Annotated in this window: 25 protein-coding genes; 11 read left to right on the top strand and 14 right to left on the bottom strand. The window is 60.6% G+C overall.

Translation table 11 applies throughout. The annotated features are described in order from the left end of the window. The first annotated feature begins 24 nt into the window (after positions 1 to 24). Complete coding sequence (locus ACIK7D_RS09650) at positions 25 to 516, top strand: CreA family protein (RefSeq protein ID WP_020810267.1); 492 nt, start codon at positions 25 to 27, stop codon at positions 514 to 516. Positions 517 to 750: 234 nt separating this feature from the next. Here ACIK7D_RS09650 and ACIK7D_RS09645 read toward each other — a convergent pair whose 3' ends face one another. Next, positions 751 to 1,218: a chemotaxis protein CheW gene (locus ACIK7D_RS09645; protein WP_003522339.1), complete on the bottom strand. Its 468-nt coding sequence runs from the start codon at positions 1,216 to 1,218 to the stop codon at positions 751 to 753. Between the two features lie 87 nt (positions 1,219 to 1,305). Here ACIK7D_RS09645 and ACIK7D_RS09640 point away from each other — a divergent pair, with 87 nt between their 5' ends. The 3 genes from ACIK7D_RS09640 (at position 1,306) to ACIK7D_RS09630 (ending at position 3,316) form a co-directional block, all read left to right on the top strand. Next, on the top strand, positions 1,306 to 1,602 hold the full coding sequence (locus tag ACIK7D_RS09640) for a hypothetical protein (protein WP_400156180.1): 297 nt from the start codon (positions 1,306 to 1,308) through the stop codon (positions 1,600 to 1,602). Between the two features lie 141 nt (positions 1,603 to 1,743). Further along, positions 1,744 to 2,343, top strand: coding sequence for a cytochrome oxidase assembly protein Sco (sco, locus tag ACIK7D_RS09635; RefSeq protein WP_003522341.1), 600 nt, complete (start codon positions 1,744 to 1,746; stop codon positions 2,341 to 2,343). Positions 2,344 to 2,437: 94 nt separating this feature from the next. Continuing rightward, entirely contained in the window at positions 2,438 to 3,316 is an 879-nt protein-coding gene (locus ACIK7D_RS09630; RefSeq protein ID WP_080818669.1) for a 50S ribosomal protein L11 methyltransferase, read from the top strand. Positions 3,317 to 3,462: 146 nt separating this feature from the next. On the opposite strand, the gene ACIK7D_RS09625 is transcribed toward ACIK7D_RS09630, so the two are convergent. Further along, positions 3,463 to 3,636 carry a hypothetical protein gene (locus tag ACIK7D_RS09625; protein WP_003522343.1) on the bottom strand — a complete coding sequence of 58 codons (174 nt, stop codon included), beginning with the start codon at positions 3,634 to 3,636 and terminating at the stop codon, positions 3,463 to 3,465. Positions 3,637 to 3,929: 293 nt separating this feature from the next. Here ACIK7D_RS09625 and ACIK7D_RS09620 point away from each other — a divergent pair, with 293 nt between their 5' ends. Beyond that, the gene (locus ACIK7D_RS09620; protein ID WP_400156179.1) at positions 3,930 to 5,771 is read left to right on the top strand and encodes an aminopeptidase P family protein; all 1,842 of its coding nucleotides are present in this window, start codon (positions 3,930 to 3,932) and stop codon (positions 5,769 to 5,771) included. Here the strand turns inward: ACIK7D_RS09620 and ACIK7D_RS09615 are convergent. Next, entirely contained in the window at positions 5,768 to 6,082 is a 315-nt protein-coding gene (locus tag ACIK7D_RS09615; RefSeq protein WP_080816506.1) for an AzlD family protein, read from the bottom strand. The two genes, ACIK7D_RS09620 and ACIK7D_RS09615, sit on opposite strands and share 4 nt — an antisense overlap. Further along, the gene (locus ACIK7D_RS09610) at positions 6,079 to 6,786 is read right to left on the bottom strand and encodes an AzlC family ABC transporter permease (protein WP_400156178.1); all 708 of its coding nucleotides are present in this window, start codon (positions 6,784 to 6,786) and stop codon (positions 6,079 to 6,081) included. The genes ACIK7D_RS09615 and ACIK7D_RS09610 overlap by 4 nt, the downstream gene beginning before the upstream one ends. Before the next feature lie 183 nt (positions 6,787 to 6,969). Here ACIK7D_RS09610 and ACIK7D_RS09605 point away from each other — a divergent pair, with 183 nt between their 5' ends. Continuing rightward, the gene (locus ACIK7D_RS09605) at positions 6,970 to 7,206 is read left to right on the top strand and encodes a DUF2164 domain-containing protein (protein ID WP_400156177.1); all 237 of its coding nucleotides are present in this window, start codon (positions 6,970 to 6,972) and stop codon (positions 7,204 to 7,206) included. A gap of 1 nt (position 7,207) precedes the next feature. Here ACIK7D_RS09605 and pncA read toward each other — a convergent pair whose 3' ends face one another. Beyond that, positions 7,208 to 7,834: a bifunctional nicotinamidase/pyrazinamidase gene (pncA, locus tag ACIK7D_RS09600; protein WP_137452980.1), complete on the bottom strand. Its 627-nt coding sequence runs from the start codon at positions 7,832 to 7,834 to the stop codon at positions 7,208 to 7,210. A gap of 457 nt (positions 7,835 to 8,291) precedes the next feature. Between pncA and ACIK7D_RS09595 the strand changes: the two genes are divergently transcribed. After that, positions 8,292 to 9,578: a tlde1 domain-containing protein gene (locus tag ACIK7D_RS09595; protein ID WP_400156176.1), complete on the top strand. Its 1,287-nt coding sequence runs from the start codon at positions 8,292 to 8,294 to the stop codon at positions 9,576 to 9,578. Between the two features lie 30 nt (positions 9,579 to 9,608). Here the strand turns inward: ACIK7D_RS09595 and ACIK7D_RS09590 are convergent, their stop codons facing one another. The 5 genes from ACIK7D_RS09590 to ACIK7D_RS09570 all read right to left on the bottom strand — a co-directional run bounded on the left by ACIK7D_RS09590 (position 9,609) and on the right by ACIK7D_RS09570 (position 14,687). Further along, entirely contained in the window at positions 9,609 to 10,034 is a 426-nt protein-coding gene (locus ACIK7D_RS09590; RefSeq protein ID WP_020812062.1) for a DMT family transporter, read from the bottom strand. Next, complete coding sequence (locus ACIK7D_RS09585) at positions 10,031 to 10,513, bottom strand: DMT family transporter (RefSeq protein ID WP_400156175.1); 483 nt, start codon at positions 10,511 to 10,513, stop codon at positions 10,031 to 10,033. The genes ACIK7D_RS09590 and ACIK7D_RS09585 overlap by 4 nt, the downstream gene beginning before the upstream one ends. A gap of 272 nt (positions 10,514 to 10,785) precedes the next feature. Further along, positions 10,786 to 11,598 (bottom strand): glycosyltransferase family 25 protein, encoded by an 813-nt coding sequence (locus tag ACIK7D_RS09580; RefSeq protein ID WP_400156174.1) that lies wholly within the window; start codon positions 11,596 to 11,598, stop codon positions 10,786 to 10,788. A gap of 102 nt (positions 11,599 to 11,700) precedes the next feature. Next, entirely contained in the window at positions 11,701 to 14,175 is a 2,475-nt protein-coding gene (locus ACIK7D_RS09575) for an ATP-dependent helicase (protein WP_400156173.1), read from the bottom strand. Between the two features lie 101 nt (positions 14,176 to 14,276). Next, the gene (locus ACIK7D_RS09570; RefSeq protein ID WP_065655832.1) at positions 14,277 to 14,687 is read right to left on the bottom strand and encodes a carboxymuconolactone decarboxylase family protein; all 411 of its coding nucleotides are present in this window, start codon (positions 14,685 to 14,687) and stop codon (positions 14,277 to 14,279) included. A 240-nt stretch (positions 14,688 to 14,927) separates the two neighbouring features. On the opposite strand from ACIK7D_RS09570, the gene ACIK7D_RS09565 reads away from it, so the two are divergent. From ACIK7D_RS09565 to ACIK7D_RS09550, 4 genes are all read left to right on the top strand, one after another. Then, entirely contained in the window at positions 14,928 to 16,094 is a 1,167-nt protein-coding gene (locus ACIK7D_RS09565) for an efflux RND transporter periplasmic adaptor subunit (protein ID WP_400156172.1), read from the top strand. After that, positions 16,091 to 19,240, top strand: a complete 3,150-nt coding sequence (locus tag ACIK7D_RS09560; protein ID WP_400156171.1) for an efflux RND transporter permease subunit — start codon at positions 16,091 to 16,093, stop codon at positions 19,238 to 19,240. The genes ACIK7D_RS09565 and ACIK7D_RS09560 overlap by 4 nt, the downstream gene beginning before the upstream one ends. Before the next feature lie 134 nt (positions 19,241 to 19,374). Beyond that, a complete protein-coding gene (locus tag ACIK7D_RS09555; RefSeq protein ID WP_400156170.1) occupies positions 19,375 to 20,787 on the top strand; it encodes an FAD-binding oxidoreductase in 1,413 nt (470 codons plus the stop codon). Between the two features lie 91 nt (positions 20,788 to 20,878). Further along, positions 20,879 to 24,598, top strand: coding sequence for an AsmA-like C-terminal region-containing protein (locus ACIK7D_RS09550; RefSeq protein WP_400156169.1), 3,720 nt, complete (start codon positions 20,879 to 20,881; stop codon positions 24,596 to 24,598). A gap of 284 nt (positions 24,599 to 24,882) precedes the next feature. Here ACIK7D_RS09550 and ACIK7D_RS09545 read toward each other — a convergent pair whose 3' ends face one another. From ACIK7D_RS09545 to ACIK7D_RS09530, 4 genes are all read right to left on the bottom strand, one after another. Continuing rightward, positions 24,883 to 25,212: a hypothetical protein gene (locus ACIK7D_RS09545; RefSeq protein WP_400156168.1), complete on the bottom strand. Its 330-nt coding sequence runs from the start codon at positions 25,210 to 25,212 to the stop codon at positions 24,883 to 24,885. 231 nt (positions 25,213 to 25,443) lie between these two features. Further along, a complete protein-coding gene (locus ACIK7D_RS09540; protein WP_149146140.1) occupies positions 25,444 to 25,653 on the bottom strand; it encodes a ribbon-helix-helix domain-containing protein in 210 nt (69 codons plus the stop codon). A 113-nt stretch (positions 25,654 to 25,766) separates the two neighbouring features. Continuing rightward, positions 25,767 to 25,970 carry a DUF4169 family protein gene (locus tag ACIK7D_RS09535; RefSeq protein ID WP_400156167.1) on the bottom strand — a complete coding sequence of 68 codons (204 nt, stop codon included), beginning with the start codon at positions 25,968 to 25,970 and terminating at the stop codon, positions 25,767 to 25,769. 44 nt (positions 25,971 to 26,014) lie between these two features. After that, the gene (locus ACIK7D_RS09530; RefSeq protein ID WP_400156166.1) at positions 26,015 to 26,533 is read right to left on the bottom strand and encodes an SspB family protein; all 519 of its coding nucleotides are present in this window, start codon (positions 26,531 to 26,533) and stop codon (positions 26,015 to 26,017) included. Positions 26,534 to 26,718: the final 185 nt, after the last annotated feature.

Here is a 26,718-nt window from a genome sequence, read left to right as displayed (position 1 = left end):
AAGCAGCGTAACGGAGAAGATGCGATGACGATGAAAACTCTGTCGGGTTTGTTTGCGGGCTTTCTGGCATTGCTTCCGGTGACAGCGGCGCATTCGCAGGTCGTGGGTGAGGTCGGGGTCGACTGGATCGGCAATGACATCGTCATCGAGGCGATCGCCGATCCGAAGATCAAGGGCGTGACCTGCCATGTGACCTATTTCGAGCGCGGCGTCATCGACCGGCTTAAGAACGGCAACTGGTTCGAAGACCCTTCCAACAATGCCATTTCCTGCAGCCAGACGGGACCGGTGGAGATCGGCGACATCGATCTCTCCAAGGGCGGGGAAGAGGTGTTCCGACAGGGCATGTCGCTGGTCTGGAAGAAGCTCGTTGTCAGCCGCGTCTATGACAGGGCGAACGATACGCTGATCTATCTGGTGCATGCGCGGGAGCTGACCGACGGTTCGGCCAAGATGGCGATTTCCACGGTGCCGCTCTATAACCAGCAGGTCACATGGCAAAAGGGCAAGCCGTGAAATTTTGTCCGACCATGTCCGTCATGCTGGACTTGATCCGGCATCCAGCCACGGCGCGTCTGCGCCGTGAAAGAGTCTTTCGCGATCAAGGACTTGATCGCGCTGGACCCCGGATCAGGTCCGGGGTGACGGAGTGCTTCTGAAACGGGACTGCCAGACTATGCAACCCGCGCCGCTTCAACGGCGCTGGCGCCAGGCGCTCCAAATCCTATCAAGAGGCAATAGCCAGCCTAATCAGGCCGCTTCGCGTGCCAGCTCGTCCGCGATGACGGTGTCGAGGTTGAGGAAGCAGACCATGCTCTTTTCCAGCGCCACGATGCCGCGGCAGAAGCTGCGCTGTTCTTCCGGAATGATATCGGGTGCGGGCTGCAGGTCTTCGGAGCGGATGGTCATCATGTCGGAGACCTGTTCCACCAGCAGGCCGACCAGCTTGCCGCCGATATCGGTGACGATGATGGCGGAGCGTTCGGACGGTTCGGTCATTTTCATGCCGAGGCGGCCGGCCATGTCGATGACGGGGATGACAGCGCCGCGCAGGTTGATGAGGCCGAGAACATAAGGCGGAGTGTGCGGCATCGGGGTAACCGGCGCCCAGCCGCGGATTTCGCGGATCGCCATGATGTCGATGCAGAATTCCTGATCGCCCAGATGGAAGGAAACGATTTCGAGATATGCGCCGGATTGCTTGATGGCGTTGGACATGACGGCAGGTTTCCTCTGATGGCTCTCTAACAGGCCCACGCAGGATTGAGCTTTATGCGGTGGCCGGAGAATGGACCGGGAGACATCATGTCGAGGCTTAAAAACCGCTATGGTCATAATGCACAGCAAGATTTTAAACTTTCCCTAACAATTGCTGCTGCCCCGCCGGCAAAACCCAGTATTTTGGCGGTTTTCGCGCTCATGCAAACAGGTTATGATGGGCATATGAACACGCTCGTTTCCCATCCGCTGAAGTTTATTCTGGCTAGTCTTGCCGCTGTGGCCTCGCTTGCCATCGTGCTTCTTGCCTTTGACGGCTGGGTGCGGCACGGCACGGATATTTTCCTGTCCACGGTACAGAGCGGCATCGCCTGGTGCCTGTGACGCGTTTTCCGGCTGCGGATTTGTGACAAATCAGCGCGGTTCCCGCAAATACGTCCAGTTGATTTGCCGTCCCCGTCGCCTTTCGTTATCTGTCTGCCAGGGCCTGCGATGTGCCGCCGGCTTTCGGGGTAGGATTGGACAATGAGAAATATTCGCATCGTATTGTGGGCCGTTGTGCTCGTTCTCGCCGGCGTTGTCAGCTGGTTGACGATCGAAATGACGAAGACGCGTAATGAAATGGTGGAGACGGCCTATGGTGTGCCCTTCCAACTCACGGCGCAAAACGGCCAGCCGATCACCGAAAAGGCCTTTCAGGGCAAGCCGACAGCGCTGTTCTTCGGTTTCACCCATTGCCCCGAAGTCTGCCCGACGACCCTTTTCGAGCTGAATGGCTGGATGGAGAAGGTGGACCCGGCCGGCGACAAGCTGCAGGCCTATTTCGTCTCCGTCGATCCCGAGCGCGATACGCCTGAAATCATGCAGCAATATGTCTCCAACGTCTCGAAGCGCATCACCGGCATCACCGGCCCGGCCGACAAGATCGCCGAGACGCTGAAGGGGTACCGCATCTATGCCAAGAAGGTGCCGGTGGACGAGAAGGATCCGAATGGCGATTACACCATGGATCACACGGCGTCCGTCATCCTGCTCGATGCCAATGGTCGTTTTTCCGGTACCATTGCTTATGGCGAAAACCCGGAAGTTGCCGAGCAGAAGCTTCAGAATCTTCTGAAGGGCTGATAGAGGCGGCATAATTGCGCCGGGCTTATTGGACTGGCCGAGGTTTTGTGGCAAAGGCAAGAACAATAACCTCATCCAGAGAAAGCAGCCCGCCGTGAGCGAAATCCGACTTTACGTCACCACGACCGAAATTCAGGCGGGTGAAATCCTCGATCTCATGTCGGACTATTTCGGCGAGGAGGATGTCGCGATTGCCACCACCGAGGTGGATGAGAAGCGCGATATCTGGGAAGCCTCCGTCTATCTGATGGCCGAGCAGGAGGAAGAGTTCCGCGAGCGTGTCAGCGCCCTGCTTGCTCCTGCCTTTCCCGGGCTCGTCATCGAGAAGGAGATCGTTCCTGATGTCGACTGGATCGCCAAGTCGCTCGAGGGGCTGAAGCCGGTGCGCGCAGGGCGTTTCATCGTGCATGGCGCCCATGATCGCGACAAGGTGCGGGCGAACGATCTGGCAATCGAAATCGAGGCGGGACAGGCTTTCGGCACCGGCCATCACGGCACGACGGCGGGTTGCCTTGAGATGATCGAGGAGGTTCTGCGGGCGCGGACCGTGCGCAATGCGCTGGATCTCGGCACCGGCAGCGGCGTTCTGGCAATTGCCGTGCGCAAGATGCGTCCCATTCCCGTACTGGCGACGGATATCGACCCCATCGCTGTCAAGGTGGCGAAGGAGAATGTGCGCCTGAACGGCATCGTCTCCGGGATGGCGCTGGAGACCGCGCCGGGCTTCCACTCGGACGCCTTCCGCAAGCACGGCCCGTTCGATCTCATCATTGCCAATATTCTGGCCCGGCCGCTCATCAAGATGGCGCCGCAGCTCGTCACGCATCTGGCGCCCGGCGGCACCGTCATTCTGTCCGGCATTCTGGCGTCGCAGCGCTGGAAGGTGCTTTCCGCCTATAATGGCGCCCGGCTTTCCCATGTCCGCACCATCTGGCGCAACGGCTGGGTCACGCTGCATCTGCGCAAAGACTGAACCAGCGGCGACATCCCTTTCGAGCAAAAGAAAAGGCGGCGCTTTCGCGCCGCCTGGAAACCCGCGAGCATGGGAGGAGCTTGCTCAAGCGGGTCGACGTATTCCTGTTCGGCGCGGTGGAGGGAGGATCGCCGCGCCGGACATCATCAGAATACGTAGCTGGACTTTGCCTTGCGACGAAGATCGGCGCGGTTCATGCCGAGCGCTTCCAGCGACTTGTCGTCGAGGTTCAGAAGGGCGGCGTTGACATGGCGGCTGACCTGACGCTCGCGTGCTTCAACGACGCGATCGAAGGCGGTGCGGAGGAAAGATTTTGCCATTGCTTCAAATCCTTGTTTGCCAGGAGAGTGTCTCTCTCGCTGTGTTGATCTGAAGATAAGCGATGTGTTTTTGTTTAGTTAGAGGGGATATCTCAGGGTAGGTATGCGCTTATCGCATGTCTCTTTGCCTTGAGTATTACTTATTTCGTAAAAACTGCACAATTTATCGCCGCAATCCGGTCTGTCATATATGGCTTGAAACCGGCTTTGTCCGCGTGGCATTGTCGTTGCGCGCCAATGATTTGACGGCGCGGACGAATAGCTTTTCTCATGACAGTTCCCGAAAGACGCCCATGTTCCAGACCTTCGAAAACAAATCCGCGCCGCAATTCGGCAAGGCCCGTGTCGAGGCGCTGCGCGCCGGTTTCGATGCCCTTGGTATCGACGGTTTTCTGGTGCCGCGCGCCGATGAATATCAGGGAGAATATGTGCCGGAATGCGCCGAGCGCCTGTCCTGGCTGACCGGCTTTACCGGTTCCGCTGGCATTGCGCTGGTGACGCGCACGGAGGCGGTGGTTTTTGTCGATGGACGTTATACGACGCAGCTCAAGTCGCAGGTCGATCAATCGATCTTCAGCGGCGGCGATCTGGTTGGCGCGCCGCCTTCCGTCTGGCTGGCCGAACATGCTCCAAAGGGTTTCCGGCTCGGCATCGATCCATGGCTGCACACCGGCGCGGAGTTAAAGCGGCTGGAAAAGGTGCTTGCCGGCAAGGGCGGTTCGGTCGTTCTTCTGGAAAAGAACCCGCTCGATGCCCTTTGGCAGGACCGTCCCTCCGAGCCGCTGGAGCCCGTCGTCATCCAGCCCGAGGCCTTTACCGGCAAGCTGGCGAAGGAAAAGATCGCTTCGCTGGCGGAGACGGTCTCGGCAAAGGACGCGGATGCCCTGCTGGTTACCGATCCATCCTCCATCGCCTGGATTTTCAATATTCGCGGCAATGACGTGCCGCATACGCCGCATCCGCTCGCCCGCGCCATCATCTATGCCGATGGCAGGGCGGATATTTTTCTCGACAAGCGCAAGACCGGCATCGAGACCGAGGCCTATCTGGCGCAGCTCGCGACACAATTGCCGCCGTCGAAGATCGCAGATCGCCTGCATGCCATTGCCAGTGCCAAGGGCCGCGTCATGGTGGATGCCGATCTGACCCCGGTGGCGCTGACCAGCGCGATCACCGCGGCGGGCGGCTCGCTGATCGAGGAGGCGGATCCCGTTCGCCTGCCGCGCGCGCGCAAGAACAAGGCGGAGCTTGCCGGCTCGGCAGCCGCCCATGTGCAGGACGGCGCGGCCATGGTCGAATATCTCTGCTGGCTGGACCGCCAGCAACCGGGCAGCGTCACCGAAATCGCCGCCGTCAAGGCGCTGGAGGCCGCTCGGGTCAAGGTGGGGCAGGGGCTGCAAAACCCGCTCAAGGACGTGTCTTTCGATACGATTTCAGGTGCCGGTGAACATGCCGCCATCATCCATTACCGCGTCACCACCGATACCGACCGCACACTTGCGGACGGGGAGATGTTCCTCGTCGATTCCGGCGCGCAATATGTCAACGGCACCACGGATATCACCCGTACCGTCGCAATGGGCACGGTGCCGGAAGAGCAGAAGCGTTTCTTCACACTGGTGCTGAAGGGCATGATCGGCATCAGCACCGCACGGTTTCCGAAGGGGACGCGCGGTTGCGATCTCGATCCGCTGGCGCGCATCGCGCTGTGGAAGGCGGGAGCGGACTACGCTCATGGCACCGGCCACGGCGTCGGCTCCTATCTTTCGGTGCATGAGGGGCCGCAGCGCATTTCGCGGCTTTCGACGCAGGAGCTTCTGCCCGGCATGATCCTGTCCAACGAGCCGGGTTATTACCGGCCCGGCGCTTTCGGCATCCGCATCGAGAACCTGATCTATGTACGCGAGGCGGAAGAGGTGGTCGGTGGCGACCAGCCGATGTTCTCTTTCGAGACGCTAACCTGGTGCCCCATCGACCGCCGGCTTGTCGTCACGGCGCTTTTGACCGACGAGGAGCTGGAATGGCTCAATGCCTACCACGCCGCGGTTCTGGAGAAGCTTTCCCCGCTCATCACCGAGGAAGAGGTAAAGGCGTGGCTCGTGGCCGCAACCAGGCCTTTGGAGCGGATCGCTTAAAACAGCGAAAAATGCCGGATGGCGATGACGATGGCCCAGCCGATGGCGAGCATCGTCAGGCCGGGAAAGCGCAGGCAGACCAGAAGTGCCGCCACCATGCCGATCTTCACCTCGTATCCGCCTTCGAAAAAGGCGGGTGCGACGAGCGTGGTCAAAACCGCCACGGGAACGGCGTTCAGCCCCGCCTCCATGCGCGGCGGGATGGATTTCATCCGTGTCATCAGCACATAACCGCCGATGCGGGTGAGATAGGTGGCGATGGCGGCGAGCGCGATCAGGATCAGCGTATCGGTGTGCAGCATGTCGCTCATGGCGTTTCCACCCCGCTTTCAGAATTCGGCTTCGGCGGATAGATGACCGCGACGAGAATTCCGGCGACGGCGCCGAGGCTGACATGCCACGGCGAGCCGACGATGTGATAGGCAACCGTTGCACCAACCGCGCTTGCCAGCATGACAGGGTAGAAATTCTCCCGCTGGCGGAAGCTCAAGACCATGCCCATGAAATAGATCGGCAGCAGCACATCGAGACCGATGGCTTTTGGATCGCCGACAAGATTGCCGAGCGATGCGCCGAGAATGGTCATGGCCAGCCACAGCACATAGACCGGCGCGGCAAAGCCCATGTACCAGGAAAAGCCGACCGTGCCGGTATTTTCGTATTTCCTGACCGATTCGGCGAATTGCGGGTCGACCAGCACGAAGAAGCCCGCGGCCTTCTGCAGGAAAGACCAGTTCGAGATCATCCGGGCAATGGCGGCGGAATAGAGGATATGGCGGAAATTGACGGCGAAGACGGATAGAACGATCAGCCAGGGGGCAACCTTCTGGCCGAAGAGTTCGATACCCACGAGCTGGCTCGCGCCCGCATAGACGGTGCCGCTCATGATCGTGGCTTCGGTGACGCTGAGCCCGTTATCGACGGCGACCGCGCCGAACAGCGCACCGAAGGGGGCGGCGGAGAGGGCGATCGGGAAACCGCTCTTCAATCCCTCGCGAAAATCTGCATTGAACATTTCTGGAAACTCCTTGCCCGCCGCTCTATCGCCGTCCCGCCCGGCTGGCAAACGAATTGCATGAATGGATCGATTGATTCCCTTGAACCTTCCGTTACGGTAACGCCTCATATGGCAGGAGCCGGGCGGATGGTTTCACCGCCTTCCTCCCGTACCCCTCAACAGTCAGACGATGGAAGATCGATGCTGGAAAAGCAGGAAAAGGCCGCCCTGGCCGCACGTATCCGGGACTATCTTGCCCGGGAGACCGAAGCCGAAATCGGCCTTCTGCAGGCGGAAATCTTCGTGGATTTTCTGGCCGAGGAGCTGGGGCATGTTTTTTATAATGAGGGGCTCAGGGATGCACATGCCGCGATCCTGAGACGCCTTGAGGATGCGGCAGGCGATATCGACGTGCTGGAGAAGCCGAAGCCGCGCTAAACTAGTCCCGCAATATGTCGCGGCTTTTGAGAATGGCCGCGCCTTTTTCCCGCATCGTCGAAATCGCGGCCTTGATGCCCTGCGGATCGATGCCGCGGCTAGCATCTTCGATGAAGCGGACATTCACACCGGGCAGCATGTCGAGGGCATCGAGCACCGAAAAACTGACGCAATAATCGGTGGCAAGGCCGCAGACGTCGAGTTGCGTGACACCCTGACGGCTCAGATAGTCGGCCAGTCCCGTCGTCGCGCCCTGGTCATTGTCGCGAAAGGCGGAATAGCTGTCGACGGCGGGGTTTTCGCCCTTCTGCTGAATATAATCGAAGGCGTCCGTCTTGAGGTCGGGATGGAATTCCGCATCCGGCGTGCCCTGCACGCAATGATCCGGCCACATCATCTGCGGTTTGCCGGAGAGTTCGCCCATGTCGAAGGGTTTCTTGCCGGGATGCTGGGAGGCGAAGCTGCCGTGATTTTCCGGGTGCCAGTCCTGCGAGGCGACGATGAGATCGTAGCCGCCATTGTCGATCAGGGCATTGGCGACGGGCACGACCCTGTCGCCATCGGCAACGGCCAGATTGCCGCCCGGGCAAAAACCGTTCTGAATATCGATGAGCAGCAGCGCCTTCATGATGTGCCTCCCTTTTCACGGCAGGATGCCAAGCCGGCTTTAACGGATCAAGCCCCTTTCGACCTCTCCGGCAGGCACGGATGTTTCGGGCAGGGGGCTTGCCCTGTCGCAGTCCTGCCGCATTTGCAGCAAATTTCCGGCCAAGTCGGAATTTACCTGACAATGCGGCGACGGAAATTTTTAGGCCGATGACGACCCTCTAAGGGGCATTTCCCCGGACGACGCAGTGCGGATGCACGCAGTCCCGGCGCAAGTCATTGTTTTGCCTTCGCCTTACAATGCGCAGACCTTAACGAATTATTTTTGCAGGGACTCGTAAACACTTTGGTTACCATAATTCGTCATGCTTCGAACCAGTCAGTTCCGAAACCGGCGTGGTGTTTGCCCGCCCTTCGGATGTCCCAAAATCCCTCCGGCGTCGGCCGGGTGTGCGTGAACGGTTCGAGTAACGAGTATCATGGCGTTTTCTGCTGCGGCCTATAATGGCGCCGGTCTTGCCGGTTCGTCTCGCCTCAAGAGAGGCAAATCCTTTGCGTTCGGCCGAATGTCCGCCCTCCTTGGCGGCGGCGCCTTTGCCGGCCTTTTCGCCTTGGCCGCCTTTGCCTCGCTGCACAGCATGGCCGCCGCTTCGCATGGTGTCGGGCAGTTTGAAAAGACGCTGGTGACGCGATTCGCTTCCACTGAGACGGCAATTGTCCACGCGGCCGCGCGGGATATTCACGTGCGCAAGTTTTCCCGCCTGAGCGACCATAGCCATGGCCAGCAGAAGGCGGTTCGCCTCGCCGGCATCATGCCCGAGATCGGTGCGAAGGAATTCGGCGAGCGCTTCGGCGCGGCTGCCAATGCAAAAGAGCAGGCGAACGTGAAGCAGCTTGCCGCGCTCAAGCCGTCGGCGATCGTCGATTCGGCGCTGGGTCGCACCTCCGAGGTTGCCTATCAGAGCGCCGTTCCGCAGCATCCGGCATTTGAAGTGGCGCTGGCGCGGCCGCAGATCGAGGAAGAGGCAAGCAGCCTGCTGCCCGATGACGTGCCGCTGCCGAGCTTCCGTCCCGAGGTTGCGACGGCTCAGACGGTTGAGCCGTCACCGCGTCCCGCGACACCGTCCAGGACCGAGGAACATGTTCCGGCCGTCGCTTCGGCGCCGGCTTTCGATGCACCGGTTCCCCTTCGCGCGCCTGCACCGCCGAAGCAGAGCACCGGCGCCATGCTCGCCTTTGCAAAGCCTGACAATCCGATGCGCGAGCCGAGCAAGATGGATGCGGTTCCGTGGCCGGATCGCGGCAATGGCACGGCGATCTACGATATTTCCTCCGGCGTGGTGCACATGCCGAATGGCGAGAAGCTCGAAGCGCATTCCGGCATCGGCAAGATGCGCGACAACCCCGATTACGTACATGTGAGAATGCGCGGTTCGACGCCGCCTTCCAGCTATCGTCTGACGATGCGCGAGGCGCGGTTCCATGGCGTCGAGGCCATTCGCCTGACGCCGGAAAACGGCGTCAACCCGCACGGCCGCGACGGCCTTCTGGCCCATACCTACATGCTGGCGAAACGCGGCGAATCGAATGGCTGCGTGGTGTTCCGCGATTACCCGCGCTTCCTTGCGGCCTTCAAGCGCGGCGAAGTCAAGCGCATGGTGGTGGTGCCGAAGTTGAACGGCAACCGGCCGACACTTGCGAGCAGCGGCGGTAAAAGTGGCGGCAAGACCCTGCTCGGCATGTTTTCGCGCGGCAGCGATTCCTGAGCTTTCCGCATTTTCCTGACTGGAAATGCTCTAGCGACCGCGCCGCTGTGTCAGCACCATGCCGGCGAAGATGAGCAGAATGCCGAGTGCGCTTGCCCAGAGTTTCGGCGGATGATCGCCGAAAAGATCGAGAACCACGCCTGAGACCATCTGGCCGCTGATGACCAGAAGGGCGGTGTTGACCGCACCGATGCGCGGAATGAGCCAGCTTCCCGAAGCGATGAAGACGACGCCGATCGGCCCGCCGATAAAGGCAAGCCAGGGCGCATCGGCCGCGCCCGGCGGAATGAGGCCGCCGACGATGAGGCCGATGACCGTCAGCACGGCAAAACCGACAATGTGGTTCCAGAACGATGCGATGAGCGGCGAGTTGGACAGGCTGAGGCGGCCGTTGATCTGGCGGCTCAGCGCCACGAAGACGCCGCCGGTAAAGGCCATGGCGATCCAGACAATCATGCCGTTCTCCCGACAAGGATGATGAGTGCGCTGCCGCACAGGATCAGCGCCACAGCCGCCATGTCCCGCAGGTCCGGCTTTCTTTTGGGCAGGCCGAAGAGTCCGAAAAGATCCGCCAGGAGGCTGAAGATCACCTGTCCACCAAGCCCGAGCGCAATGGTGCCGGAAAGCGCCAGCGGCGAATTGACGGCGGTGGAGGTGAGGATGACGATGGCGGCACCCACGACCCCGCCGCAATAGGCCCAGAGCGGCGCTTTCGGTTTTTCTGCCGCGCCCACGTCTTTCTTCGGACGCATGATGGCGAGATAGATCAGCGCCGCCACCGTGCCGGTGCCATGCGCCGTCCAGGAGGAAAACAGCGCATTGCCGTAATGGGCAAGCTGACCGTTGAAATGCACCATCAATGTCAAAAGGCAGCCGCTGGCGAAGGCGGCGGCAAGATGCAGCGGGTTGAGGCGTGAATGCGTCGTGTCTGTCATGGCGGGCCGGCAAAGCTGAAGATGGAGACGAGCTTTAGCCCATATATGCCTGAAGCGGAATCGAATTGCGCCGGCTCACGGTTTTAGACGACATTATCCTGTGCGTTGCGGAACAAGCGATGCGGCCACGCATTATTCCACCATGAAGAAAACGACGCGCAAACCATTGAACCGGATGACGATTTTCGTCATTTCGATTTTCATTCTCGCAGCCGTGATCGCGGCCGTCTATCTCGTCGGCTTCACGCCTGGCGAAGCATAAGACGGATCGATCAATGACCGGACGGGGCGGTCTTGCCTTTGCCGCGCTCCATCGCAACGCACATTTTGGCGACGGCGAAGCGAATGCCGCGCAGCAGGAACCGGCTGGTTTCCAGATAGGCGCGATAGGGCAGAACGGTGAAATAGCGCCAGCGCGGCAGGCGGTAGATGCGCAGATTGTTCTGGATCTGGCTTTCCCCATCCGCATCCTGCGTGGCGCAGAGCGGGTAGAGGAAGGCCGCCTTCAGCCCCGCGAGATATTCCAGATCGAATGCGATGTCATAAGCGAGCCGCATGGGGATGAGTTTCGATATCCATTTTCCGGCGCGGCGGTTGACGAGATAGGCTCCCGACCCTTTTTCCCGCGTGATGGCAATGGCGAGCGAACGACCGTTGGAAAGCGGGCGGAACGGGAATTTCCGGCCATTGCTGACGGTCGTGAGCCGCAGCAAGTCCCAGTCGCCGCCATTCAGCACCGCCTCGTCTATGGCGTTGAGAAAATCATCGTCGAAGACCACGTCATCCTCGAGGATGAGCGCGATATCTGCATCGCCCGCCATGAATTTATTGGCGCAGGCGACATGGCTGAGATAACAGCCGATTTCCGGCGGCGAGGTGCGGCGGCCATGCATGAGCATGTAGGACATCTCGCTGAATTCCGGGATTGGGTAATTCAGTTCCCTGCCATTGACGCCGGGGACACGCTCCGCCTTGAGCCCCATGGCGTCGAGGCGCGCGGTCATATCCGCGAGGCGTTTGGTGGCGCTGTCCATATTGATCAGGAAAACGGCGAGCCTGCGCTGGCTTTTCGGTAATATATGCAAAGCTGTCCTCGCCGGTTCCACTTCCCCATTGCAACTCCTTTATTGCAACGGCATGACGCAGGCTATGGAAAAAGCGGCCTTCAGGCACTCATGGTTGTCGAATCAGACCTTTTCCACAAATCCGTCCAGCACGCGCTTCTGGCCGGCGCGGTCGAAGTCGATGGTCAGCTTGTTGCCCTCGATGGCGGAAATATTGCCATTGCCGAATTTGAGGTGGAAGACGCGGTCGCCGACAAAAAATTTCGATGGCGTGTCGGCAACGGATTTCGCCACCAGTTCGCCGTCAATCGTGCGGGTGCGCGGGCCGCTTTCGCCATAACCGATCCGTTCCACCGCATGGCCGGAGCGCGTGCCCCAATTGTCACGGGTGGCGTCGCTGCGGTTCTGCTGCGCGCGCTTCCAGCCGGGGGTGGAATAGTTGTTGGCGAAGGGATCGGCCTTGTCGAAACGCGACTGGCCGTAACCGCCGCGGCCGCCATAACCGCCGTAACTGCTGTCGGATGCCGCGACATCCACATGGGCGGGCGGCAATTCATCGAGGAAACGCGAGGGCAGGGTGGATTGCCACAGCCCGTGAATGCGCCGGTTCGACACGAACCAGATATGGCAGAGCTTCTTGGCGCGGGTGATGCCCACATAGGCAAGACGGCGTTCTTCCTCCAGACCGGAACGTCCGCCTTCGTCCAGCGCCCGCTGGTGCGGGAACAGGCCTTCTTCCCAGCCGGGCAGGAAGACGGTGTCGAATTCCAAACCCTTGGCGGAATGCAGCGTCATGATGGAGACGGCATCGAGATTTTCGTTCTGTTCGGCATCCATGACAAGCGCCACGTGCTCGAGGAAGCCGCGCATGCTCTCGAAGGCCTCCATCGAGCGGATGAGTTCCTTGAGGTTTTCCAGTCGTCCGGGCGCTTCGGCCGTCTTGTCGGCCTGCCACATGGCGGTATAGCCGCTTTCGTCGAGAATCTGCTCGGCAAGCGTGGTGTGCTCGGTGTTTTCCAAGAGGCCTTGCCAGCGGCGGAAATCCTGCACCACATCGAACAGCGCCTTGCGCGCCTTCGGCTTCAGCTCGTCGGTCTCGATGATATCGGCGGCTGCGGCCAGCATCGGAATATCGCGGGCGCGGGCATAGTCGTGCAGATTGCGGATCGTCGTATCGCCAAGACCGCGCTTTGGCGTGTTGACGATACGCTCGAAGGCGAGATCGTCGGCCGGCTGGCAGACAAGGCGGAAATAGGCCATGGCGTCGCGGATTTCGAGGCGCTCATAAAAGCGCGGGCCGCCGATGACGCGATAATTGAGGCCAAGCGTGACGAAACGGTCTTCGAACTCGCGCATCTGGAAGGAGGCGCGAACGAGGATGGCCATGTCGTTCAGATTATGGTTCTTGCGCTGAAGCTGTTCGATTTCCTCACCGACCGCGCGGGCTTCCTCCTCGGAATCCCAGGCGGCATGCACCACGACCTTTTCGTCATCCGGGCTGCTGCGTTCGGTGAACAGCGTCTTGCCGAGACGGCCCTCATTATGGGCGATCAGATGTCCGGCCGCGCCGAGAATATGCTCGGTGGAGCGGTAGTTACGTTCGAGCTTGATGACCTTGGCGCCCGGAAAATCCTTGTCGAAGCGGAGGATATTGTCCACTTCCGCGCCGCGCCAGCCATAGATCGACTGGTCGTCGTCGCCAACGCAGCAGACATTCTGCGGTTCGCCCTTGGCGCGCTGGGCGAGAAGCCTCAGCCACATATATTGCGCCGTATTGGTGTCCTGATATTCGTCCACCAGAATGTAACGGAACTTCTGGTGATACTCCTTCAGAATATCGGTGTGGCGGCGGAAGATGCTGATGGGGTGCATCAGAAGGTCGCCGAAATCGCAGGCGTTCAGCGTTTTTAGGCGGTTCTGATAGGCGGTGTAAAGTTCGCGACCCTTGCCGTTGGCGAAGGCGCGGCTGTCGCCCTCGGGAATGTCCGGCGGCATCAGGCCCTTGTTCTTCCATCCGTCGATCATGCCGGCGAACTGCTTTGCCGGCCAGCGCTTGTCGTCCAGCCCTTCGGCTTGAATGAGCTGCTTGATCAGCCGCACCACGTCATCCGTATCGAGAATGGTGAAGTCCGATTTCAGGCCGACGAGTTCCGCATGGCGGCGCAAAAGCTTGACGCCGATGGAGTGGAAGGTGCCGAGCCAGGGCATGCCCTCGACAGCGCCGCCGACCAGAACGCCGATACGTTCCTTCATCTCGCGGGCAGCCTTGTTGGTAAAGGTCACGGCAAGAATCTGGCTCGGATAGGCGCGGCCGGTGGCCAGAATATGGGCGATGCGGGTCGTCAGAACGCGGGTCTTGCCGGTGCCGGCACCGGCGAGCACGAGAACGGGGCCGTCCAGCGTTTCCACGGCCTCGCGCTGTTCCGGGTTGAGGCCGGAAAGATAGTCGGGCGCAGCACGCGTCTGATCGCGCGCCGCCATGGCGCGGGCGGCAATGCCAAGCCCGCCGCCGCTTTCCGCACCGGCATTGTTCGTTGCCCTGCGCGGTGCGGCGGGTTCCTCATCGAAGAACGGCATATCGTCAAAACTGTTGCTCATGCGGCCCAATGTAGTGATTCGGGATATAAAGGCCAGAACCGTGTTCTGCTTTTATTCCGGTATCAACCGTCAAAACGCCCATTCCAAGGCATTTTTTCGTTTCATGTCTGCCTGTCGGCGTCGAAAGCGGCGTCAACGGGCACTTGCAGCGCCACCGCAAGCTGGTTGGTCTTGGCGGCAAGCGCGATGACGCGCAGCAAATCGGCATGCTGCTCTGTCGTCATGCCTTTGGCTTTGGCGGCGGCCGTGTGGGAATGGGCGCAATAGGAGCAGCCATTGGTGACGGAAACGGCGATATAGAGCATTTCCTTCACCACGGGATCGAGCGCCGAAGGTGTCGCCATCACCGCCTTCACCTCACCCCATGTCTTTTCAAGCAGATCGGCATCGAAGGCGAGGTAGAGCCACATATTGTTGATGAAATCCGATTTGCGGGTGGCGCGGATGTCATCGAACACCGCCTTGACGCGAGGATCGGTTTCCGGGTTTTCGGTCTTCGTCACGGTGCTCATCGCTTCCTCCGGTTATGGCGTCTCGGGGGCAGATTAGCCCAATGGCGGATATTTGCGACAGGAATGCGTGGCCCGGATTGCCGTTTGGCTGCGCCGGGCGGCATTTGCGCCCAAATTACAATTACGTAAGGAACGGATTTGTGCGTTGCCTTGCCTTGGCCAAGCAGGAATACTGCATCTGTCCCGGAACGTGTCGTTTTCGGGAATGCTTTGTGCTGCGCGGATCAACCGGAGAAATATATGCGGGTCTGGAAACAGGTGGGTGTCAGTGTTGCCGTCGTGGGAGCGGGGCTCTGTCTCTGGGGCTTCTATTCGCCCGAAGCCCGCAATGTGCTCGCCGCGATAGGGCTTGGCAAAACGCCTGCCGGGGCGATTGAAGTCGCCGCATCCGGCGGCCCGGCAGCCGGTGCGTCCACAGGCCAGAATGCCGGCGGTGCGCGCCGCAACGGCAACGCCACACTGGTGGTGACGGCCACGGTGAAGAAAGGCACGGTCAATGACCGGCTGAATGCCATCGGCAATGGCGAGGCGATCCAGTCGGTTGTCGTCATGCCACAGGCTTCCGGCACGCTTTCGGAAATTCGCACGTCGTCCGGCGCTCGTGTCGTGAAAGGCCAGGTGCTGGCGCGGCTCGACGATGAAGAGCAGGTGATCGAGCGCGACAAGGCGCAGGTGGCGCTGCGCAGCGCCGTTGAAAAATCCAATTCCTACAAGAACCTGAAATCCGTCTCCCGCCTCGATGTGCTGGATGCGCAGATTGCCGAGGAAGCCGCCAAGCTGGCGCTGAGCACTGCCGAACTCAATCTTAAGCGCCGCGACATCGTTGCGCCGATAGAGGGTGTGGCGGGTATTGTCGCCGCCAATATCGGCGATAACGTCACCACGCAGTCAACCATCGTCAGCATCGACGACCGTTCGGAAATTCTCGTCAATTTCTGGGCTCCCGAACGGTTCGCAACCGCGATCAAGGTCGGCATGCCGGTGGAGGCGACGTCGATTTCCCGACCGGGCGAGACTTTCAAGGGTGAGATCGAGGCCGTCGACAACCGCGTCGATGAGGCGAGCCGCACGATCCGCATCCGGGCGAAGTTCGGCAATGAGAAGGACGAGCTGAGGGCCGGCATGTCCTTCGGTGTCACCATGCGCTTTGCCGGAGAAACCTATGCCTCGGTCGATCCGCTGGCCGTACAGTGGGATGCGGAAGGCTCCTATGTCTGGCGTGTGACCGACAATAAATCGAACAAGGTGCGGGTGCAGATCGTGCAGCGCAATCCCGATGCCGTTCTCGTCAAGGCGGAGCTGGCGGATGGCGAGCCTGTCGTGATCGAGGGCCTTCAGCGCGTGCGCGAAGGCGGCGCGGTCCGCGTCGGCAGCCAGCCGAAGCCCGAGGAGGTTGCCAGCCAATGACGACGCAACCGCCCTCGGTTAAGGATTCCAAACTCGCCTTTACGGCATTGTTCGTACGCCGGCCGATTCTGGCGGCGGTTCTCAACACGCTGCTGGTCGTTGCCGGCCTTGCGGCGCTGGTGGGTGTCGAAGTGCGCGAACTGCCTGACGTCGACCGGCCGACGATCAGCGTCAGGACCACCTATGAGGGAGCCGCACCCGAAACCATCGATCAGGAAGTGACGCAGACCATCGAAGGTGCGGTGGCGCGTGTCAGCGGCGTCAAGTCCATTTCGTCCAACTCGCAATTCGGCACCAGCCGCGTGACGCTGGAATTCGGCGACAATGTCGATCTCGCCGTTGCAGCCAATGACGTGCGCGACGCCATTGGCCGCGTCACCAACCAGTTGCCTGACGATGCCGACGAGCCACAGATCATCAAGGCGGATTCCGACAGCCAGCCGATCATGCGCCTTGCCGTCACCTCCTCCACGCTTAGCATGGAAGATCTGACCAAGCTGGTGGATGACGAGATCATCGACCGTCTGGCCGCCGTCGACGGCGTGGCCGATGTGGAGCTTTACGGCGATCAGGAAAAGGTTTTCCGGGTCGATCTCAATCAGGCCGCATTGGCGAGCCGTGGTCTGACCGTGACCGACGTTTCCAATGCGCTTGCCAGCGCCGCCCTCGATGTGCCGGCGGGATCGCTGAAAAGCACGACGCAGGATATCGTCGTGCGCGCCACGGCCAGCCTGACGAAGCCCGAAGATTTTTCCAACCTTCTCATCAAGAACAATATCCGCCTCAGGGACGTCGCGACCGTCATGCTGGGCGCGGACGACGAATCCACCTCGCTGCGCTCCAATGGCGTGCAGGGCGTCGGTCTTGGTGTCATCCGTCAGGCGCAGTCCAACACGCTCAGCATCTCGACCGGCGTGAAGGCCGCCGTCGACGCCATGTCGGCCAATCTGCCCGAGGGCACGCGTATCGTCGTGACCAGTGACGATGCCGTCTTCATCGAAGGCGCGCTGCACGAGGTCGAACTGGCGCTCGGTCTCTCGGCGATCATCGTCGTCGTCGTGCTCTATCTCTTCCTGCGCGACTGGCGCGCCACCCTCATTCCGGCAATCACCATGCCGGTGGCGCTGATCGGCACCATTGTCGCCATCTATATGGTCGGCTTCTCGGTCAATATCCTGACGCTGCTTGCCATCGTTCTGGCGACGGGCCTCGTGGTCGATGACGCCATCGTGGTGCTGGAAAATATCGTGCGCCGCCGGGCGGAAGGCATGGGGCCGCGGGCCGCTGCCGTTCTCGGCACGCAGGAAGTCTTTTTCGCAGTCATCGCGACGACGGCGACGCTTGCCGCCGTTTTCATTCCGCTCTCCTTCCTGCCGGGCCAGCTTGGCGGTCTGTTCCGCGAATTCGGTTTCGTGCTGGCCTTCGCGGTGGGCTTGTCCTCCATCGTGGCGCTGACGCTCTGCCCGATGCTCGCCTCGCGTATGCTGAAGGAGGGGCTGAAGGAGCCAACGGGGCCGCTCGCATGGTTCGGCAATGTCTTTGCCTCCACCTACAAATCGACGCTTTCCGCCTGCCTCAACAATCCGCTGATCGTCATCGTCGTGGCGCTGATCTTTTCCGGTTTGTCATGGATCGCCTTCGGCATGATCCAGAACGAGTTGACGCCGCGCGAAGACCGCGCCTCGATCATGATGCGGGTGACAGCGCCGCAGGGCGTCAGCCTCGAATATACCCGCGACCAGTTGCAGCGGATCGAGGAAAACCTGCAGCCGCTGCGCGACAGCGGTGAAATCCGCAATATTTACTCCATCACCGGCATGAACGGCTCGTCCAATACCGGTTTCATGGTGCTGACGCTTGCGCCCTGGGCCGATCGTGAGAGGACGCAGAACCAGATTGCCGCAGATGTCACCTCCGCCGCCAACAGGGTTCCGGCGCTGCGCGGCAATGCGATGCAGCCGAACAGCCTCAGAATTCGCGGTGCCGGCAACGGCCTGCAGATGGCGATGGTTGGCAGCAACTATGCGGCGCTGACCGAGGCAACGCAGAAATTGCTGCTTTCCATGGAGGAAAGCGGCCTGTTCGATACGCCACGTTTCGACAATGAGCCCAATCAGGCGCAGATTTCCGTCTCCATCGACCGCGAGCGTGCGTCGGATCTCGGCATCGATATCACCGGCCTGTCGCGCGCCATGCAGTCGCTGCTGGAAGGACGCTCGATTGTCGACGTCTTCGTGGATGGCGATGCGATCCCGGTGCGGCTCCTGTCCTCCACCCGACCGATCAACGATCCGACCGATCTGGAAAACGTCTTCCTGAAGACGGGCGACGGCAAGATCGTGCCGATGTCGGTCATCGCCACCCTGAAGGAAAATGCGGTTGCGCCGCAGCTCAACCGCGAGCAGCAGCTTCCCTCCGTTGGCTTTACCGCCAATCTCAAGGACGGCGTTTCGCTGGGTGAGGCCCTGCAAAAGGTGAATGAGCTCTCGCAATCCGTCCTGCCGCCCGGCGCACGCCTGCTGCCGCTGGGAGAGGCTGCGACGCTGGAGGAAAATTCGAGCGGCATGTTGCTGACCTTCGGTTTCGCCATCGTCATCATCTTCCTCGTGCTCGCCGCGCAGTTCGAAAGCGTGCTGAGTTCGGTCATAATCATGACGACGGTGCCGCTCGGCCTTGCCTGCGCAGTCATCGCGCTGCTGGTCACCGGCTCGAGCCTCAACGTCTATAGCCAGATCGGGCTTGTGCTGCTCGTTGGCGTGATGGCCAAGAACGGTATTCTCATCGTCGAATTCGCCAACCATCTGCGCGATCAGGGCGCAACCGTGCGGGAAGCCATTGAAAAGGCCACCAGCATTCGCCTGCGCCCCGTCATGATGACGATGATCGCGACCATTCTCGGCGGCGTGCCACTGGTGCTGGCGCAGGGTGCCGGCGCGGAAGCGCGCATCGCGCTCGGTTGGGTCATCGTCGGCGGCCTCGGTTTTGCGACGCTGGTGACGCTTTACATCACGCCGGTCTCCTACCTGCTGATCGCCCGCTTCGCCAAGCCGCAGGCGGATGAGGAAATCCGCCTTCACCGCGAGCTTGAACTTGCCGCCCGCCGCAAGGCGCTGGAAGAGGACAAGCCGCTGCTCGCAGCGGAATGAAAAACGGTTGCCGCCAAACAGTGTTTGGCGCAATCGCGATGCTGGACAAAGCGTTAACCTTATCCCATACCACCTGACGGAATTTCGTAACGGATCGAATCCTTTACGGGCAGATGTTGCGGTGGAGACGGACGATGGCGCTGAAAGATGTGGTGGCGGGAAAGCGGAACGAAGAGGGTATCGCGTCTTCGCTCGCGGTGCTGAAGCAGCAGCTCGGCGACAGGCTCCAGACCGGACAGGCGTTTCGCGAGCAGCACGGCCACACCACCACCTATCTGACGCTGCAGGCGCCTGACGGTGTCGTTTTTGCCGAGAGCGCGGACGATGTAAAGGCGGTGGTGAAGGTCTGCGCGCAATACAAGGTGCCGGTCATTCCCTTCGGAACGGGGTCTTCGCTGGAAGGGCAGGTGAATGCGCCTGATGGTGGAATCTGCATCGATTTCAGCCGGATGAATCGCATCATTGAGGTGAATGCCGAAGATCTTGACGTGACGGTGGAGCCGGGCGTGACGCGCGAGGACCTCAATGTCTATCTGCGCGATACCGGCCTGTTTTTCCCCATCGATCCCGGCGCCAATGCCTCCATCGGCGGCATGGCCTCGACGCGGGCCTCCGGCACCAATGCCGTGCGTTACGGCACGATGAAGGACAATGTGCTGGCCGTTACCGCCGTTGTTGCCAATGGCGAGGAAATCCGCACCGCGCGGCGCGCCCGCAAGTCGTCCGCGGGTTACGATCTGACACGGCTTTTCGTCGGTGCTGAAGGCACGCTCGGTGTCATCACTTCCGTGACCTTGCGGCTTCAGGGTATTCCGGAAAAAATCGCCGGTGGGGTCTGCACTTTCGACAGCATCAAGGCGGCTTGCGATGCCGTCATCATGACGATCCAGATGGGGGTTCCGGTCGCCCGCATCGAATTGCTGGACGAAGTGCAGGTGCGGGCCTGCAACGCCTATTCCGGCCTGAACTATGCGGAGAAGCCGACACTCTTCGTGGAATTCCACGGCACCGAGGAAACGGCGGCGCTGCAATCGCAGCAGTTCGCCGAAATCGCGGCCGAATGCGGCAGCGTCGACTTCCGCTGGACAGGCGATGCGGCCGAGCGCAACAGGCTATGGAAAGCGCGGCACGACGCCTATTGGGCCTCGCGGGCGCTTGCCCCCCATCTCGACGGGCTTTCCACCGATGTCTGCGTGCCGATTTCGCGTCTTGCCGACTGCGTTGTGGAAACACAGCGGGATATCGAGGAAAACGGCTTTCTCGCACCGATCGTCGGCCATGCGGGCGACGGGAACTTCCACGTCCTTATTCTGTTCGATGGCAAGGACGCGGAAAGTGTGGCGAAAACCGAAGCCTTCGTCGCCCGTCTCAACCGCCGCGCCATCGCCATGGACGGCACCTGCACCGGCGAACACGGCATCGGACAGGGCAAGATGAGTTTCCTCGCCGAAGAGGCCGGTAATGCACTGGATCTGATGCGCGCCATCAAAACGTCGCTCGATCCCGATAACATCTTCAATCCGGGCAAGTTGTTCCGGCTTGTCTGATCATTCTCACAATTGATTGGTACAAAAGGCTGCTTGCCGTTAAGGCAGAAAAGAATAGGTTTGCAGCGTTCGCGAAGGGAGATGCAGGTCAGTGCTCGGACGTATTCTGGTTTTTCTGGGCGGACTGCTGGCCGTGGTGCTGTTTTCGGCGCTGCTTATTCCCTATTTCGTCGACTGGACGGATTTCCGCCGCGATTTCGAGGATCAGGCGAGCCGTATTCTCGGCAAGAAGGTGGTGGTGCATGGCCGGGTTGAAGCCCGTATCCTGCCTTTCCCTTCGGTAACTTTGCACGATGTGCGGGCCGGAACGGATGCGGATGGATCGCCGCTCATTCAGGTCGCCCGTTTTTCCATGGATGCCGAGCTTGCGCCTTTCCTCTCCGGCGAGGCGCGCATTTTCGACATGCGCATCGAGGAACCGAAAGCCAAGATAAGGCTGCTGAAGGACGGCACGCTGGACTGGATGCGCGGCAGCCGCGCGGAAATTCCCGCCCGCACCGTGGTTCTGGAAAGCGTACAGATCGAAGGCGGGCAGATCGAATTCATCGACGAGCAATCCGGCCGCAACCGTGTCGTGACCGGCCTCAATGCAGACATGTCCGCCAATTCGCTGGCCGGGCCGTGGAAGGCGGAGGGACGCGCCGCCGTCGACGGGCATCCGGGCTCCTTCTCGCTCTCCAGCAGCGAGCCCGATTATGCCGCCGGCCGCATGGGGCTCAGGGTGCGGGTGGTGCCGGATGAACATCCGGTCGAGGTCGATCTCGATGGGGCGATTGCTGCAACAGCGGGCAAGCCCGCCTATAGCGGTTCTTTCGCTTTCAGTTTCCGCGAAGACGAAAAGCAGAAGCAGCAGGCCGGACAATCGCTGTTTTCCTCGCCGCGCACCCGCGGCAGCTTTGAACTCACCAATGAGAGCGTGCGTATCCCGAGCTACCGAATGGAGCTCGGCGGCAGTGAAAATCCCTATGTCGTGACCGGGGAAGCGACGCTCGATACCGGCGCCAAGCCGGAATTCCTGCTGACGGCCGATGGCCAGCAGATCGATGTCGCCCGCTTTGCGCCGCCCGTCGTGCAAGCGGGCAAGACCTCGCGCCAGCCCACCGCCTCGGTTCGCCAGCGTATCGAGGCTTTTGCGGCCATGGTGGCCCGCATTCCGGTGCCGCCGGTACCGGGCAAGGCCAGCATCAGCCTTCCGGCGCTCGTTTCCGATGACACGACCATTCGCGATATCAGGCTGGATGTGCGCCCTGAAGGCAGCGGCTGGCAGGTGGTGAATGCCGTGGCGACCCTGCCGGGCAGGACGCAGCTCGAAGCCAAGGGATCGTTGACGCTTCTCGGCGGCCCTGCTTTCAACGGCAATCTGCTTCTCGCCTCAAACCAGCCTTCGGGTCTGGCGAACTGGCTTTCCGGTTCCGTCGATCCGGCGATCCGCCAGCTCAATGCTGCCGGTTTTTCTGCCGATGTCTCGCTGACGACGCTCAACCAGCGTTTCGACAATCTGGAGCTTGCAGTTGGCGATGCGTCGCTGAAGGGTGAGCTGGAGCGACGTTCCGACGGCAAGACCTCCAATCTTTCCATCGATCTTGCCGGAAACGAAATCGATCTCGATGCGCTGAAGGCGCTCGGCAGTCTGGCGCTTGGCGATCAGGTCGGCAGCTCCGTCCTTGACCACCGCATTACCGCAAAATTCAAGGCCGACCGGTTCAACATGGCCGGTGTGACCGCCAATCACGTCGAGACCGCCTTCACCATGGCGGGGGGCGTTCTCTCGCTGGAGAACATGACGGCCGGAGACATCGCCGGTGCGGAAGTCAGGGCAAGGGGTGAGCTGCAGGGTTCGCTGCTGAAATATGCGGGCAAGGGCACGGTGAACCTGCATGCGGCGGATATGCAGCCGTTCTTCACCATGCTGCAGCAGAAATTGCCGAACCATCCATTCCTCAGCCGTCTGGCGGCGAGCGCTCCGTGGTACGCCAATTCCGATCTTTCAATGGATGTTTCGGTCAATAGCGAAAATGGCGGCGCCAATGTCGCCGTTTCCGGCACCGTCAATGGCAGCCGGCTGTCGGCCGTGGCCAAGATGCCGGATTTCCTGTCGATCACCGATGATACCGCCATGTCGCTGGAAGCGGTTCTGAAAAACCAGTCGACGGCCATCCTGTTCGGGCAGGCGGGGCTCGATCCGCTGCCCTTCGATGCGGATGGCGAAGGGCTTTTATCCGTCAAGCTCAACGGCACGCTCGGCTCGCCCGCCCAGACGGAACTGCGCTTCTCGACGGAGCGCACGCATTTTTCAATGAACGGTTCCTTTGCCGTTTCATCCGCCAATTTCGGTGAGGGCAGCGCCGACGTGGCGCTCGAAAGCGCTGACATCGAGCCCTATCTCATCATGAACGCCGTCGGCCTGCCGCAGCTTGGCGGCGGCATGGCGTTGAAGGCCAATGCGAAAGTGGCGGTGGATGGACAAAAGATCGCGCTTTCCTCGATAGGTGGGCAGGCGGGCGGAAATCCGTTCTCGGGCAATCTGACCTTCCAGCGCGCCGCGCCCTATCCCGTCACCGGCGATCTTGCGGTCAGAACGGCCGATCTCGCCTGGCTGGGTGATGCGATCTATGGGCCGGTGATCGATCCGGAAACCGGGGCGCTCAATGCCAAGCCGCTGGCCATGGCCGCGTTCCCGCAGCTCAAGGCTTCGCTTGCCTTGAAAGCGGAAAGCTTCGAGGCTGGCCCCTTCGGCACTGTCACGGGTGTTTCGGCCAAGGTCACGCATGATGCGGGCAGTCTCTCGCTCGATGATGTTGCCGGCACCTTCATGGGCGGCAAGCTCACGGGGCGGCTCGCCATGTCGACGGGCGAGGGGGCGGGCATTTTCCGCACCAAGATCGCGGTGACCGACGCCAATCCGGAGCCGATCCTGTGGGCGAATGCCAACGGGCCGGTCGCGGCGGGCCGGGTCGCCATCGACCTGACGGCCGAATCGACCGGCAAGAGCGTCGGTGAAATGCTGAAATCGGCAGGCGGTTCGGGTGAAATCCGGGTCGGTGGGCTGGTGCTGAGGGGGCTAAATCCCGGTGCCCTGCCTCCGATCCTGCAGGCGGCCGATGGCTTGCAGCAACCGATCGACGCGCCCAAGGTGCGGCCGCTGGTGGACCAGAGCCTGTGGCAGGGTGAAATCGGTCTCGGCGATGTGGCCCTGCCATTCTCGCTGAATGGCGGTGCGCTTCATTTCAAGAATCTGCGGGCGGGGATCGATCCGGTAACGCTGACGGCCGATGCGACGGTCGATCTTGCGGCTTCGACAGTGAATGGCGACCTCGATCTCCTGTTCAATCCCGGCACCGAAACGGTTGCGGGGGCCGAGCCTTCGGTACGCCTGAATTATAACGGCCCGCTTGCCGCGCCGGCTTTGACGACCGATGTTTCGGCGCTCAGCAATTACCTGTCGCTCCGGGCTTTCGAAAAGGAGCGCCGCCGGGTGGAGGCCATGCAGGCCAGCGTTCTCGAAAAGCAGCGACTGCGCCGGGAAGTGGCGCTTTATCGCTCTCAGGCGGCCGAGCGGCAGGCCGAGAAGGAACGGGCAGAGGCGGAAGCCAAGGCCAAGGCGGAAGAAGAGGCGCGTTTGAAGGCCGCAGCCGAAGAACGTCTGCGTCAGGAAAAGGAACAGCAGGAGCGGTTGCAACAGCAACAGCAGCAACAGCAACAGGGGCAACAGCCGACGCCCGAGCGGCAATCCGCGCCTGTTCTGGTGGTGCCTCCGACGGAAAACGCCATCCGGCAACTGGCGCCGGAAAACGCTCCCGCCACGCCGTAAGCTTGCGTGGCAGGGAGGCCGATTTCCCTTTAAGCGAGTTGACGGACGGCGCTGGGCTTCCCTCCGCATGCCGCATCATGCTCTGGCCTGTTTGTTGATGCGTTTAGATTTTTGGCGCAGTTCCGAGGACGTCGAACGAATATGGGTTCTTCACCGGTGACTTTAAGGGCGCCGGACAGCAATGGCTTGACCTAGCGATAAGGCCAAATCTCGCAAAAGATTTGCGGTCTTCCGAGGCGAGCATTTTGCGCTGGCCATCAATCGCTTTGACGGAAAGATAACTGTCAAACCCAGGTTTCGCGTTCGCCGAATGGCGTGTCGGCGTCGAAATTTTTGGTGCCGATCCTGGTGCTTTCACCGGAAAGGCCGGGCTTTTCCGCATTCTCGCTCGAGGATGCCGATTTTTCGGCGCTGTTTTCGAGCGCCTCGAGCTGAGCCTTGAGCGACGCGATTGCGCTCTTCAGCTCTTCCTGTGCTTTTGCTTCCGTGGTCTGGGCAAGCTCCGACTGCTTTTCGGCAATCTGTGCTTTCAGTTCGGAGACGTTTGAAGACGATGTGGATGAAGAAGAAAGCAGGGAAACGGCGGCGCTCGTTCCCGAAACGGCAGAAACCATGGTCGCCTCGTGGCGGATATGTGGAATGGAAGGATATGAAACAAAATCTGGAAGCAAGGCTACGCAATACGGGGATGCCTTGGAGCGCAGATTATGCCGCTAATGTTTAATGAATACTTTCACGGCGTTACGAGTTTTCGGCGGAATTTTTCGTAGTGGCTGATGGGTAAAATCCGGCGGCGACATGCCCGCTCGTGGCAGCAGCCTCTTTGACAGACAGGTTGCGGAAGGTCAGTGGGTTTTCAGCCAGTTCAGCACATAGACCCGCAGGGACGAGGACAGGTTGCTGTCGGCGGAGCGGTTGTCGTCTATTTCGGCAAGCAGGGCCGCGAAACTGATCTTGCGTCTTTCCGCAATGGTTTTCAGCTCGTCCCAGAAGGCGTCCTCTAGTGAAATGCTGGTGCGGTGGCCGTGCAGCGTCGCGGAGTGCTTGCGGATCATCAGATCGGTCTCCGGTGAAACCGGTTGGAGGTCTGAATCATGTCTCCCCGGCAAGTCCCTGTTTTGCGATTCTTTTCCGATAGTCCCGAAATCCGCGACGGTCGGCCGGCAGGTCAGTCTTTGCCGGTCCCGTCATCGTTTTTTTCGAGCCGCCCCTGATCGAGCGCCTTTCCGGCCTTTTCGTTCAGGGCCGAGGTGAGATTTTTTTCGGTCTTGGTGCGGCCGAAGGACAGGCGGTTCTGCTCCGCCTGCTTTTCTTTTTCGCTACGGGCTTTCTGTTTCCGAAACTGGCGCAGATTGACGATATCGGCCGGCATGGGGATATCTCTCCTCGGGTTTCGTAAGCTCGGCGTAAAAGCCGTTATTGCTTCTTGCGGAAGGCATCCAGCGAAACAACCGAGCCTTCCTTCTTTTCCTCGCCGGATTTGGGCGTCTCGGCAGCGGCAGCGGCAGCGGGCTTTGCCTCATGGGAAACGGGATAAGCGGTGATCTCCGCGTCTTCGATTTCTTCCTCTTCGGCCAGAGGCACGTCGAATTCGAGTTCGAAATTGACGGAAGGATCGTAGAAACCACGAATGGCGTTATAAGGGATCACCAGCTTTTCCGGCGTATCCGAGAAGGACAGACCGATTTCGAAGCCGGTTTCGGTTACTTTCAGGTCCCAGAACTGATGCTGGATAACAATGGTCATCTGCTCGGCATATTTCGCCTTGAGGTGCTGGGAAATCCGCACGCCCGGCGCGCCGGTCAGGAAGGTGATGAAGAAGTGATGGTCGCCGGGCAGACGGCCGGTTGCGGCCACTTCCCCCAAAACCTTACGAATAACGCCGCGAAGGGCATCCTGTGCGAGAATGTCGTAACGGATATGATCCTGCCCCATGCGGTCCTGTCTTTCCCTTATTCGAACGTCTTTTCATGCACGGCGCGGCTTGCGCGCCAAGGACGCTGTAACACTTTGAATCTTCGCGTAATCCTTGAGCCGGGATCATTTCCGATCCTGACGCTCACGCGTTGGCCAAGTATACGCAATGTCCTGAACGGCAGCAACGGAAAAGCCGATGCCGA

The sequence above is a fragment of the Agrobacterium sp. P15N1-A genome (assembly GCF_044626815.1).
GTDB classification, from domain to species: domain Bacteria; phylum Pseudomonadota; class Alphaproteobacteria; order Rhizobiales; family Rhizobiaceae; genus Agrobacterium; species Agrobacterium leguminum.
The sequence above is the reverse complement of the archived record's forward strand: the minus strand, read 5'-3'. Positions and strand labels throughout refer to the sequence as shown.

Excerpts from the sequence above, each read along its gene's own strand:
- ACIK7D_RS09650 (WP_020810267.1), top strand. The coding sequence starts at position 25 with ATGACGATGAAAACTCTGTCGGGTTTGTTTGCGGGCTTTCTGGCATTG.
- ACIK7D_RS09645 (WP_003522339.1), bottom strand. The coding sequence starts at position 1,218 with ATGTCCAACGCCATCAAGCAATCCGGCGCATATCTCGAAATCGTTTCC.
- ACIK7D_RS09640 (WP_400156180.1), top strand. The coding sequence starts at position 1,306 with ATGTCGAGGCTTAAAAACCGCTATGGTCATAATGCACAGCAAGATTTT.
- sco (WP_003522341.1), top strand. The coding sequence starts at position 1,744 with ATGAGAAATATTCGCATCGTATTGTGGGCCGTTGTGCTCGTTCTCGCC.
- ACIK7D_RS09625 (WP_003522343.1), bottom strand. The coding sequence starts at position 3,636 with ATGGCAAAATCTTTCCTCCGCACCGCCTTCGATCGCGTCGTTGAAGCA.
- ACIK7D_RS09620 (WP_400156179.1), top strand. The coding sequence starts at position 3,930 with ATGTTCCAGACCTTCGAAAACAAATCCGCGCCGCAATTCGGCAAGGCC.
- ACIK7D_RS09615 (WP_080816506.1), bottom strand. The coding sequence starts at position 6,082 with ATGAGCGACATGCTGCACACCGATACGCTGATCCTGATCGCGCTCGCC.
- ACIK7D_RS09610 (WP_400156178.1), bottom strand. The coding sequence starts at position 6,786 with ATGTTCAATGCAGATTTTCGCGAGGGATTGAAGAGCGGTTTCCCGATC.
- ACIK7D_RS09605 (WP_400156177.1), top strand. The coding sequence starts at position 6,970 with ATGCTGGAAAAGCAGGAAAAGGCCGCCCTGGCCGCACGTATCCGGGAC.
- pncA (WP_137452980.1), bottom strand. The coding sequence starts at position 7,834 with ATGAAGGCGCTGCTGCTCATCGATATTCAGAACGGTTTTTGCCCGGGC.
- ACIK7D_RS09595 (WP_400156176.1), top strand. The coding sequence starts at position 8,292 with ATGGCGTTTTCTGCTGCGGCCTATAATGGCGCCGGTCTTGCCGGTTCG.
- ACIK7D_RS09590 (WP_020812062.1), bottom strand. The coding sequence starts at position 10,034 with ATGATTGTCTGGATCGCCATGGCCTTTACCGGCGGCGTCTTCGTGGCG.
- ACIK7D_RS09585 (WP_400156175.1), bottom strand. The coding sequence starts at position 10,513 with ATGACAGACACGACGCATTCACGCCTCAACCCGCTGCATCTTGCCGCC.
- ACIK7D_RS09575 (WP_400156173.1), bottom strand. The coding sequence starts at position 14,175 with ATGAGCAACAGTTTTGACGATATGCCGTTCTTCGATGAGGAACCCGCC.
- ACIK7D_RS09570 (WP_065655832.1), bottom strand. The coding sequence starts at position 14,687 with ATGAGCACCGTGACGAAGACCGAAAACCCGGAAACCGATCCTCGCGTC.
- ACIK7D_RS09565 (WP_400156172.1), top strand. The coding sequence starts at position 14,928 with ATGCGGGTCTGGAAACAGGTGGGTGTCAGTGTTGCCGTCGTGGGAGCG.
- ACIK7D_RS09560 (WP_400156171.1), top strand. The coding sequence starts at position 16,091 with ATGACGACGCAACCGCCCTCGGTTAAGGATTCCAAACTCGCCTTTACG.
- ACIK7D_RS09555 (WP_400156170.1), top strand. The coding sequence starts at position 19,375 with ATGGCGCTGAAAGATGTGGTGGCGGGAAAGCGGAACGAAGAGGGTATC.
- ACIK7D_RS09545 (WP_400156168.1), bottom strand. The coding sequence starts at position 25,212 with ATGGTTTCTGCCGTTTCGGGAACGAGCGCCGCCGTTTCCCTGCTTTCT.
- ACIK7D_RS09540 (WP_149146140.1), bottom strand. The coding sequence starts at position 25,653 with ATGATCCGCAAGCACTCCGCGACGCTGCACGGCCACCGCACCAGCATT.
- ACIK7D_RS09535 (WP_400156167.1), bottom strand. The coding sequence starts at position 25,970 with ATGCCGGCCGATATCGTCAATCTGCGCCAGTTTCGGAAACAGAAAGCC.
- ACIK7D_RS09530 (WP_400156166.1), bottom strand. The coding sequence starts at position 26,533 with ATGGGGCAGGATCATATCCGTTACGACATTCTCGCACAGGATGCCCTT.